6 protein-coding genes, 1 tRNA gene and 1 pseudogene are annotated in these 10909 nt (G+C 68.6%); 1 reads left to right on the forward strand and 7 read right to left on the reverse strand.

Translation table 11 applies throughout. From position 1 onward, the window contains the following. Nucleotides 1-268: 268 nt before the first annotated feature. Nucleotides 269-2833: an N-6 DNA methylase gene (locus AB0O00_RS19690; RefSeq protein WP_363653449.1), complete on the reverse strand. Its 2565-nt coding sequence runs from the start codon at nucleotides 2831-2833 to the stop codon at nucleotides 269-271. A gap of 370 nt (nucleotides 2834-3203) precedes the next feature. Beyond that, nucleotides 3204-3950, reverse strand: a complete 747-nt coding sequence (locus AB0O00_RS19695) for a hypothetical protein (RefSeq protein ID WP_363653459.1) — start codon at nucleotides 3948-3950, stop codon at nucleotides 3204-3206. Between AB0O00_RS19695 and AB0O00_RS19700 the strand changes: the two are divergent. Next, a pseudogene (locus AB0O00_RS19700) lies at nucleotides 3895-5235 on the forward strand (site-specific integrase); the annotation flags it as partial. The gene AB0O00_RS19695 and the pseudogene AB0O00_RS19700 overlap by 56 nt on opposite strands. Nucleotides 5236-5365: 130 nt before the next feature. On the opposite strand, the gene AB0O00_RS19705 reads toward AB0O00_RS19700, so the two are convergent. The 5 genes from AB0O00_RS19705 to AB0O00_RS19725 form a co-directional block, all read right to left on the reverse strand. After that, nucleotides 5366-5439: transfer RNA gene (locus AB0O00_RS19705), tRNA-Thr, on the reverse strand. Nucleotides 5440-5520: 81 nt separating this feature from the next. Continuing rightward, entirely contained in the window at nucleotides 5521-6186 is a 666-nt protein-coding gene (gene leuE, locus AB0O00_RS19710; protein WP_363653451.1) for a leucine efflux protein LeuE, read from the reverse strand. 102 nt (nucleotides 6187-6288) lie between these two features. Next, complete coding sequence (locus AB0O00_RS19715; RefSeq protein WP_363653453.1) at nucleotides 6289-7941, reverse strand: alpha/beta hydrolase; 1653 nt, start codon at nucleotides 7939-7941, stop codon at nucleotides 6289-6291. A gap of 100 nt (nucleotides 7942-8041) precedes the next feature. Then, nucleotides 8042-9187, reverse strand: a complete 1146-nt coding sequence (locus tag AB0O00_RS19720; protein WP_363653455.1) for a hypothetical protein — start codon at nucleotides 9185-9187, stop codon at nucleotides 8042-8044. A gap of 272 nt (nucleotides 9188-9459) precedes the next feature. Next, the gene (locus AB0O00_RS19725) at nucleotides 9460-10671 is read right to left on the reverse strand and encodes a DNA polymerase III subunit delta' (protein ID WP_363653457.1); all 1212 of its coding nucleotides are present in this window, start codon (nucleotides 10669-10671) and stop codon (nucleotides 9460-9462) included. Nucleotides 10672-10909 lie beyond the last annotated feature (238 nt).

Genomic DNA, 10909 nt, shown 5'->3' on the forward strand with positions numbered 1-10909 from the left:
GCGCTCACCGAACTGCTGCCCGGAACCCTGGTCGCCGACATGGTCGCGATCCTCGGGTCGATGTTCTTCGTCGTCGGCGACATCGACAAGTAGCCACACAAGCGGGTGACGAGCCGGCTGGCAGCGTTCAGCGTGGCCCCTAATACCTCACACCCGCATAGCTCCGAAATCCATTTTTTAGCTCCGCACGGCCGGTGGGCCGCGCGGAGCTAAAGGTTCGAAGCACATTGCCGCCAATAAAGCCAGCGACACGCTGCAACGCAGACCCCTACGAACGCCCAATTACCAGGAAGTCGTAATCGACATCAGGATCAAGCGAGCCATGAGGAGCTACAAGCATCACGGCCTTGCGCGCCGCAAGCCTTGCATCAATCCGCGACTGGATGGCCAACTGGACCGATTCGACGATTTCCTTCCGGTCGCCTGCATCCCGGGGAATCGGCAGGACAAGTTCACGCCAACGTGCACCCAAGGTATCGATGATGTCCTGAGTGAACCTCTTCGACCAGATCTGCTCCTTCACAATCGGCGACGAGAGCAACGCCAGGAGCATCTTCGGATTCATCCGCTCGTGGTCGAGCGACTTAAACTTTAGAAGATGACTCTGGTAAACAATCTTGGCATCGAGTTCTGTCACAATCGCGCAAGTTCCCACCAGATAGGTGCCGTCCCGCACCATCAGAATGTCGTCAACGGCGACATTCTGCCGAGCAGCAAACCCGTCATAGAGATCCTGGCTTACCCCATGCTTGGGGTCGCCCTTGATTTCCCAGTTAGCAATGTCGGAGGTACGAATGAACGGGATAGAGCCAGTTCCGTACGCGAGCTTGCCCACCTCATGGCCTGTGCCCACCTCGATAATTCCATCGTCGGCCAAGTCGCCAAGCTTAACCAGTTCATGGGTGTCCGAGAGTTCATCAAGCCGCTGCTTGAGTTCGGGGTTGTAGTACTTAGGCAGATAGATGAGATCCTGGATCTCACTTGCCATTACCGTGAACCCAAGATGGTCAAATTCCAGGCTTTCACCCGCATGGAACCGCTTAAGCCGGTCCGTAATCACCGGGAGGTCATCGTGAGGGATTTGGTGTCCCCGCGAATCGTGGCCACACCACTTAGCAAGCCCCATGAATACCGGATAGTCAGCTTCCGGCGCCCCTGATTCGGGATGCTTTTCAATCAGCACGATCGCAGTCTTTGCGTGAGTATACGGCTGAAAGAGATCTTCGGGCATAGTCACAACTGCCCGAATCTGCGCCCTGCCCAAGATGTAGGACACGATGAACTTGTGCGAGGGATTGCAGAGCATCGACTCAGGAATCACAATTCCGAGCCGACCGCCAGGCCGCATCAGATTTAGACACTTCTCGATAAAGAGAATCTGCGGCGCCTGACCGTCGCCTACGGTCTGAGACTTCCTAAATTCCCCCGTGGCTGTGTCCCGCGTCCACTTGTGCGCCAGCTCGTAGTGTTTGAGAGTCCCAGACTCAGTTACCTTAAGCTTCTTACCGAAGGGAGGGTTGGTCAGAACCGCGTCAAATAGCCCATCTCGCACCTCATCGGCTGCCTTTGCATGCCATTCAGTGGGGTTAGCCAGGGAGTTCTCACAGAACACGCCACCTCGCCCGTCCCCAAGCACAGCCATATACGCCTTCGCGACCTTGGCAAGGAAAGAGTCCTTATCGATGCCTCGGATATTGCGGATCGCGACCTTCTGCTTGTCAGCGTCCGCTTCCTTCTCCGGCCACCCAAGCCTTTCCGCCTCGCCCTCGACCTGCTCCCAAAGGCGCCGCAGGCATTCAACCAGAAAACCACCTGACCCACATGCCGGGTCGATGACTCGATCGTGAGTCGTAGGCCGGACCATTTCAGCGACTAGCTGGACTACGTTCCTAGGCGTAAAGAACTGCCCCTGAGCCCCCTTCAGGGAAGGTCCGATGAATGTCTCGAAAGCATCTGCAACAGCGTCCCTATCGGAATCCATCAACGAGTAGGGCTGGAGTTCGCCTATCACATATGCGAGGGAAGCGTCATCGAGAGAGATTGTGTCATTCTCATCGAAAACGTCGTCATACCGTTCGACTACATGAGAGAACAGGTCCCGCACGCGCTGCGCCACCGCAGAGTCGCTTTCGCCAACGCCGGCCCGCAGGCGAACCTTCTTCTTCGGCTCGGTGAATCGCTCGTCATAGATCTTACAGAAGATGACATTGATGATCTGCTGAGCAAGCACCTCGTCCCGAGTCATACCGACCGCGTTTGCCGCGAGATAGTTTCGGATCGCGCGGAAAGTCGAGCGCAAGTTGTGCGTAGGACGAAGGGATTCGCGAGTGTAAAGGCCAATGTCCTCAACTCGCTCGCCATAGCGAGGAATATTCGGAATTACCTCGAACGTGACTTTGCCGCGATGCTCAACCTTCCGCAAGAAGAGCCGCTCATCCCCGTTGAACCAGACACCCAGTTCAGCCCGCGAGAGCCTCATATAGTCTTCGAGCTGGTCTCGGCCGTCCTTACGCTTCTTCTTCTTGCACTCAACAACAATCCGCAAAGTTGAGTCGGAGTGCGTTTCAGATTCAAAAACGGCAATGTCTACAGGATATTTCTTTGCCTTGTCCGACGGCGAAGCCTTGACATGCCACTGCGGCCTGGTCCGGAGGTGACTCGCGGGGTATCCGTAGTCTTCAATCAGTTGCCGAGCAAACGGCTGAACCGCCTCCAACTCCTCAGGAGTAGCAGGAATCTCGCGCTTAGAGACGACATCGACAATCCGGTCCGCGCCCTCCGTGGTGCTGCTGGTCACATCCGACACGGGGATAGGATTCGCCTTCTCTGCCATGCGCCTGCTCCTCTTGAGGCCAGGTGCCAGCCGGCCGCCTGACTCCCGCGGCTGGTTGACCTTGCTGATCGTGTTGACCCGCATATCATTCCAGACCAGGCACCTCCACAAGGGCAAAGCAGACAAGTCGTATCGTCACCAAGGGCAGCGGCTTCGTCTCTCTTCAGCTACAGCGCACGCAGCCCGAGAGTGATCATGTTGGCTGCTGCCAGCATCAACCACTTCACGACGAATCAGCAGGTCAGAGCGTTGCGATGTCATCCGTGATCTTGCTGGAACCGGCATGTGTCGCACCATTCGCTCACGCATCGACCCCAGCGGGGGCTACAACCACACCAGCCATCCCACGCTGGTATGACAGTGACTCGCGTCATACCCATGGGATGGTGGCCAGCGCTGGCCCGCAGTTAGCCATCACGTTGGCCAGCGCCTGCTTGTCCGTGATCCATTCAGTGTTGCCGACACTGACCGCGTGCTTTACGGCCTGGAGGGCGGCTCCGTCGACTTCGGCGAGCCTGGCCATGTGTGCCCGCATGTAGTGCGTGAAGAGCGCGGGCAGCTGATCCGGACGGGTTACGGTCTTGGTCCTCAGCGAGACGAGCGGCAGGAACCACGCTTCGAAGCCGTCCTTGACCTCCTGGGTGGCTCGGTACGCCTCGTGCACCGGCTGCAGGCTGGCCGTGTGGTCGTAGGGAAGGTGGCCGTGCAGGGCGTACTGAAGCCGGGTGCCGTCGTGTTGGCGGAAGTGCTGGCCGTGGGCGGCGATGTGGTTGGCCGCGTTCTCGGTGATGGTCATGACGGCCGTGTCCACTTCGTACCGTCGGGCTGCGGCGAGGACGGTGGCGTGGATGCCGACGCGCGGGTCGAGGACGAGGCCGTTGAGGCCGTGGGGCGAGAGGTCGATGCCGTGGTCGCGGGTTCGGGAGAGGATCAGTCGCTCTGCGACGTTGGCGGCGGTGTGCTGGAGGTGCTTGGGCTGCTGGCGGTGGCTGGCGTGGATGTCCGAGCGGTCGAGGACGGGGCGGTCCTTCGCGAGTTCGGCGACGAGGTGGAGGCCGGCCCTGGTCGCCGACCTCCTGGTGAAGGTCGCAGACGAGAAGACCCAGCTGCCCGACATCGAGGAGACCCGCAACCGCCTGAAGGCCGGTCAGGATCTGTCCAGCCGTGTCACCGTGGGCGAGTGGCTCGATACCTGGCTGGCCGGCAAGAAGATCCGCAAGTCCGGGATCACCCGCTACGAGTGTGACGTGCGGGTCCACCTCAAGCCCCGCATAGGGCACATCCGCGTCGACCGGCTGCGGGTGAGCACGCTCGCCGAGATGTTCACGGCCATCGCCGACGCCAACGAGGAGATCCTGGAGAACAACGCCCTGCGGCACGCGCTGAAGGCCGAGCTCGCCACAGTGCCGATCAAGGGCGTCGAGAACCGCGCCCGCCGCAAGGCTCTGCGCGCCGAACTCGCCGTGATGCCGCCCTTTCGGCGAGCAACCGGTGCGGCCACCCGCCAGCGCATCCGGGCCACACTCCGGACCGCCCTGAACGACGCGATCCCCGAGGGCCTGATCACCCTAAACCCGGCCGCCCACGTCAAGCTCGACCCGGCCGCCAAGCCGAAGGCTCTGGTCTGGACGCCTGAGCGGGTCGCCCAGTGGAAGGCGACCGGCGTGAAGCCCTCCCCCGTGATGGTCTGGACGCCGCAACAGACCGGCACGTTCCTCGACTTCGTGGCTGCCGACCGCCTGTACGCGATGTGGCACGTGATCGCCTTCCGCGGGCTGCGCCGGGGCGAGGCGTGCGGCCAGCCGTGGTCCGAGACCAACCTCGACAACAGCTCGCTGACCGTGACGGCCCAGCTCGTGCAGGACGGCTGGGAGGTCGAGGAGTCCGACCCCAAGACCGACGGGAGCTTCCGGACCGTGGCGCTGGACGACGACACGGTGGCCGTCCTCCGGCGCTACCGCGAGCGGCAGCAGAAGGAGCGGGACGACTGGGGGCCGGCGTGGAAGGACACCGGCCGGGTCTTCACGAATGAGGACGGCTCCTGGCTCCACCCCGGCAAGGTCACCGAAATGTTCGAGCGACTCGTGACCGCGTCCGGCCAGCCACCGATCCGGCTGCACGACCTCCGCCACGGCGCGGCCACCCTCGCACTCGCAGGCGGGGTCGACATGAAGGTGGTGTCCGACATGCTCGGCCACTCCTCCATCAAGATCACCTCGGACATCTACACCAGCGTCCTGCCCGAGATCGCCAAGGACGCCGCCGAGGCTGCCGCGAAGCTCGTCCCCCTCCAGCGGAAGACCGAAGCCGAGGCTCACGCCAAGGCCGCAGCCGAAGCGGACAAGGCCAAGCGGAAGGCCGCGAAGAAGGCGAAGTCGAAGGCCAAGAAGGCCAAGGCCTAACCCAAGATCAACACCCGCGCTCACGCATCGCTCACGCAAGCGATCTTGTAGCGCGTTGCTGCCACCTGCCCAAACGTCAAGAGACGGCAAAAGGCCCAGGTCATGGGCTATATGACCTGGGCCTTCACTGAGCCGCCTGCGGGATTCGAACCCGCGACCTACGCATTACGAGTGCGTTGCTCTGGCCAACTGAGCTAAGGCGGCGTCGCTGCCGTGCGTGTGCTGGCAACGCGGGCCAGTCTACACAGGTTCGCGGGTGATCCGTACCGGGATATCGCGGCGGGGTCAGGCGGAGGAGACGGCGAGCTTGGCGGCGAAGCCGGCGAAGAGGACGGCGACGCCGCTGGTGAGGGTGGCGGAGAGGCGCTTGCGGCGGCGGAAGGCGGTGGCGAGGGTGGTGCCGGCGAAGATCAGCACCGTGAGGTAGAGCACGCTGAACGCCTGCAGGATGCCGCCGAGCAGGGCGAAGGAGAAGACCGGCATCCCGTAGGACGGGTCGACGAATTGCGTGAAGAAAGACAGCAGGAACAAGATCGCCTTCGGGTTCAGCAGGCTGATCACGAGCGCGCGCCGGAACGGCCGCTCGACGGCCCCGGTGGCCTGCTCGGCGGTGGCGGTGGCGGTGCCGGTCTCGGCGGCGGCGCGGTGTTCGCGCCACAGCTGGCGGGCCGCGCGGAGCATGCCGAAGCCGATCCAGAGCAGGTAGGCCGCGCCGCCGAACTTGACCACCGCGAAGACAGCCGGGTTGGCCTTCAGCAGCGAGGCGGCGCCCAGCGAGGTGAGGCTTATGAGGGTGAAGTCGCCGACGAAGACGCCGGCGGCGGCCCGGTAGCCGGTCCGGACGCCCTTGCGGGCGGCGACGGACAGCACGTAGAGGGAGTTGGGGCCGGGCAGCAGGACGATGACGAGGGCGCCGATGACGTACGTCGCCAGGTTGTTGACACCGAGCACGGTGCACTCCGGGGAGAGGAGGAGGGCAGGGGGAGCTCATCGTAACGTCGTACCGGTGGTCGATTGAAGCGGAAACTACCTGCTGAGACGGCCCTCGATCGCCTACCGACCGCAGCGCTTGCCCTCCTCCGGCGGCTCGCCCGTCAGGAGGTAGTGGTTGACCGCGGCGTCCACGCACGCGTTGTGCCGCCCGTACGCCGTGTGTCCGTCCCCGTCGTAGGTGAGCAGCCGCCCGGACTCCAGTTGCCGCGCCAGCGCCTGGGCCCACGCGTACGGCGTGGCCGGGTCGCGGGTGGTGCCGACGACGACGATCGGGGCGGCGCCCGCAGCCCGGACGGTGTGCGCCGAACCGGTGGCCTTCACGGGCCAGTAGGCGCAGGTCAGCGCCATCCACGCCATGTCGCGGCCGAAGTGCGGCGAGCTCCGCTCGAACTCCGGCACCGCCCGCAGGACGTCCTCCGGGCCGGCGAACGGCGCGGGCAGGTCGAGGCAGTTCACGGCCGTGTTGGCGAACATCAGGTTGGGGTACGAGCCGTCCGGTTCGCGCCCGTAGTAGGAGTCCGAGAGCTTCAGCAGCCCGGTGCCGTCCCCGGTTTTGGCGTCGGTGAGCGCGCTGCGGAGCTTGGGCCACAGGAAGTCGGCGTACATCGCTTCGAGGACGCCCGTGGTGGCCTGGGCGTGGCTGAGGCGGCGCCCGCCGTCGGTGGTGGCCAGCGGCTTGGCGCGGACGGCTGCCAACAGGGCGCCGAGCTGCTCGCCGGCCTCCTGCTCGGTGCGGCCGAGCGGGCAGTCGTCGCGCCGCGCGCAGTCCTTGGCGAAGGCCGCCCAGGCGGTCTCGAAGCCGCCGGCCTGGGTCCGGTTGCCGGTGACGGAGTCGAGGGACGGGTCCATCGCGCCGTCCAGGACTAGCCGCCCGACCCGCCCGGGGAAGAGCCCGGCGTACGTGGCGCCGAGGAACGTGCCGTAGGACTTGCCGACGTAGCTGAGCCGCCCGTCACCGAGGAGCGCGCGCAGCACGTCCATGTCGCGGGCGGCCTCGACGGTGCTGACGTGGCCGAGCGCCGCGCCGGCGCGCTGCCGGCAGCCCTCGGCGAACTCCTTGTCGGCGGCCACCAGGGCGTCGACCTCGCGCTGGTCGGCGGGGGTGAAGCCGACGGAGGTGAAGGCGTCCATCCGGTCGCCGCTCAGGCAGGTGACGGGGCTGCTGCGGCCGACCCCGCGCGGGTCGAGCCCGACGAGGTCGTACCGGGCGCGGACCCCACCGTCGTACGTCCGGGCGGCGGCCTCCACGTACTCGACCGCCGACCCGCCGGGCCCGCCCGGGTTGAGCAGCAGCGAGCCGAGCCGGCCGCCGACCGGCGTAGCCCCCGCCGCGGCCCCCGCGCCCGGGATGGCCGGGGCGCGGACGGCCGTCAGGGTGAGGTCGCCGTCGGCGGGGTGGGCGTAGTCGACCGGCACCTTGAACGTGGTGCACTCGAACCCGTCGTCACACGCCTGCCACGCGAGCCGCTGCCCGTAGTACGGGTCGAGCGCGGCGGGCGCCTCGGCGGGCAGCGGCTCCAGCGGCGTGACCTCGGCGGGCGGCGAGCCCGGCGAGGAACCCGGCGCCGACCCCGGCGCCGACCCCGACGCCGCCACACCGCCCGAACCGCCACCCGAATCGCCGCCCGCCCCGGGCAGGCCCGCGCTGCACCCGCCCGCCAACACCCCGGCAGCGACGAGCGCCGCAGCCAGTACCCGCCCGGTGGCCTTCATCCGGATCCCTTCGGTTCGATCCGCCCGACCCGCTCACAACGACCGCTGCCCGGTACCCGTCCGGGGTACCGGGCAGCGTAGTGCCCGCCGAAAGCCCAGTTCAGGAGGCCTTGCCCAGCGTGTCGGCCAGGTACTGCGCCGCCTGCCGCACGAGCCGCAGCCGCTCCCGGTCGGGCGTGAAGTCCTGCACGTTGTCCGAGACCCGCACGTCCGCCCTGGCCGCAGGGCCGGCGCCGCCGCGCAGCGCGGCCTGCAGCTTGCGCGCCGCGTCGAGGCCGGCGGCGTCCGCCTTCGCGGCGGCGAGCATCAGCTTCGCCGCCGTCCCCGCGGGTGCCTCGGCACCGGCCTGGGTCAGCGCGGCGGCGTCGTACCGCCCGGAGACGGCCGCCGCGGCACCGTACAGGTCCGGGCGGGCCAGTCCGGCCGCCGCGGCGCACGGCGCGCCGCCCTCGACGCCGAGGGTGCCCCAGGAGCCCGGGCCGGGCGGCAGGGCGCGGAAGGTGGCGGCGATGGTGGTGCGCAGCGCCGCGTCGTCGGCGACGGCCTGCGGGGCTGCGGCGACGAGGTCGCAGGGGTGCGCGGTGCCGCTCGGCGCCTCGGGGGCGACCAGGATGAACGGCCGCGCCTTGCCGCTCTGCAGGGCCGAACCGATGCCCTCGAAGACGTCGGGGACCTCGGCGTCGGCGGTCTTGCGCGGGGTCGCGGCCTGCATCACGACGACCGGGAAGCGCGCGTTCGGCTCCTTGGCGTACTGCGGCGGCAGCCAGACCCGGACGTTGCGCGGCTTGCCGTCGGGACCGAGCACGGCGGACTGCAGCAGCTCGCCGCCGCCCGGGTGGCCGACGCTGTCGAACCGGCTGGCCACGGCGGCCGGCGAGGTCGCCACCGCGGCCTGGGCCACGGCGGCCTCGGTGGTGGGCGGCACGGCCTGCTGCCGGGAGGCCGCGACCTGCGCCCCGCTCGGACCGGCCGCGTCCACGGCGGGCTCCGCCCGCTCCGCCGGCTCCTGGTCGGTCCGGTTCATGCCGCCGAACGCGCCGAAGGCGGTGAGCAGCGTCAGCGCCGTGACGCACACCCCGCAGACCATCGCCCCGGCGGCCCGCAGCAGCATCGGCCACCGGTCCCCGGCCAGCTCGTATGCCTGGGCGGCCCGCAGGTCGCGCCAGCGCTGGTGGGCCCCGCGGGCCAGCCAGAGGCCGCCGAGGGCGGCGGCCAACAGGGGGATGACGAGGAGCGAACGGACCACGGGACGCACCACCTAGGGCGGAGGACCGGACGACCGGGGCGGACCCGGCGCCGTACGGGACGCGACGGCCCCGGCACCGGGGCGCAGTCGGCCCCCAGCGTGCGGGACGACCGGACGGTCACACGCGGGTGTGCCCGGCGCGTACCGTCCGTTCACTCGAAGGTGGGACACCGGGGTAGGGCGGGAAGCGGAACGCGCCCGCCCGCGGCCCCACACGCACGCCCCCGGACCCACCCGCGCGCCTTGCCAAGCCCATCCACCCCCCACACGCCTCAGCCCGCGCGCAGCGCCACCGTCATCGCCTCGACCGCGAGCAGCGGGTCGACGTTGCGGTCCAGCGCGCGGCGGCACGCGAGCACCGCCTCGATGCGGCGCAGCGTGCCCTCCGCCGGGCCCGCCTGGGCGACCCGGTTCAGCGCCTGCCGCTGGTCCTCGTTGGCGAGCGCGCCGGTGGAGCCGAGCTGGAGCGCGAGCACGTCGCGGTAGAAGCCGAGCAGGTCGAGCAGCGCGACGCCGAGGGTCTCCCGGCGGGTGCGGGTGGCCCGGCTCTTCTGCCGCTTCTCCAGTTCCTTGACCGCCCCGGCCATGCCGCGCGGCGCCTTGCCGCCCTCGGCGGCGCCGTAGACGGCCTTGAGGTCGTCGGTCTCCTTGGCGTCCTGCGTCTCGGCGAGCGCCTCGGCGTCGGCCTTGGCGGTGTCCACCAGTCGCTGGGCGGCGGCCAGGCAGCCGCCGATGTCGGAGACCTCCAGGGGGATCCGCAGCACCTCGGTGCGCCGGGTCCTGGCCTGCTCGTCGACGGCCAGGCGGCGGGAGCGCTCGACGTCGCCCTGCCCGGCGAGCGCGGCCAGCCGCGCCGTCTCCGGGTCGACACCGTCGCGGCGGACCAGCATGTCGGCGACCGCCTCGGCGGCCGGGGTGCGCAGGACGAGCAGGCGGCAGCGCGAACGGATGGTCGGCAGCACGTCCTGGACGGAGGGCGCGCAGAGCAGCCAGACGGTACGGGGGGAGGGCTCCTCGACGCCCTTCAGCAGGGCGTTGGCGGCCGCCTCGGTGAGCCGGTGCGCGGCGTCCACGAGGATCACCGACCAGCGCCCGCCGGTCGGGTAGCTGGAGGCGCGCAGCACGAGGTCACGCATGTCGCCGACGCCGATCGACAGCCCGTCGGTCCGGACGTACTTCACGTCCGCGTGGCTGCCGGCCAGCACGGTGTGGCAGCCCTCGCAGAACCCGCAGCCGGGCGTGCCGCCGAGGGCGAGGTCGGGGCTGGTGCACTGGAGCGCCGCGGCGAACGCCCGCGCGGCCGTGACCTGCCCGGCCCCGGGCGGCCCGGTGAACAGCCAGGCGTGCGTCATCAGGGAGGCGTTGGCCCCCTCGGCCGGCCCGGCCCCCCGGCCGGCCGCCACCGTCGCCCCGGCCGCCTTGGCGGCGGCGGTCAGCTGCTCGACCACGCGCTCCTGGCCCACCAGGTCGTCCCAGACGGCCACTGCTGCTCCCAAGCTCCGTACGGCTGCGCTCCGCCATCGAGCATACGTGCCCGCCCCGACACCCACTGCTCCGTACGGGCGACGCCCGCACCCCCGCCCCTATCCCCACCCCCAAGCCGCACCACCCCACCCCCCTCAACCAACCCCCACCCCCTCCCCACCCAGCGAGAGGGAGCGCTGCGGGAGGGGGTGGCGGAGGGGGTGGCCGCGGAGAGGGGCGTGACGGGTGATTTTCAGA

It is taken from the genome of Kitasatospora sp. NPDC093558, from assembly GCF_040683475.1.
In the GTDB taxonomy this organism is placed as follows: Bacteria; Actinomycetota; Actinomycetes; order Streptomycetales; family Streptomycetaceae; genus Kitasatospora.

Bases quoted from the DNA above. Each gene is read 5' to 3' on its own strand.
- AB0O00_RS19690 (WP_363653449.1), bottom strand. From the start codon at position 2,833: ATGGCAGAGAAGGCGAATCCTATCCCCGTGTCGGATGTGACCAGCAGC.
- AB0O00_RS19695 (WP_363653459.1), bottom strand. From the start codon at position 3,950: ATGTCGGGCAGCTGGGTCTTCTCGTCTGCGACCTTCACCAGGAGGTCG.
- AB0O00_RS19715 (WP_363653453.1), bottom strand. From the start codon at position 7,941: ATGAAGGCCACCGGGCGGGTACTGGCTGCGGCGCTCGTCGCTGCCGGG.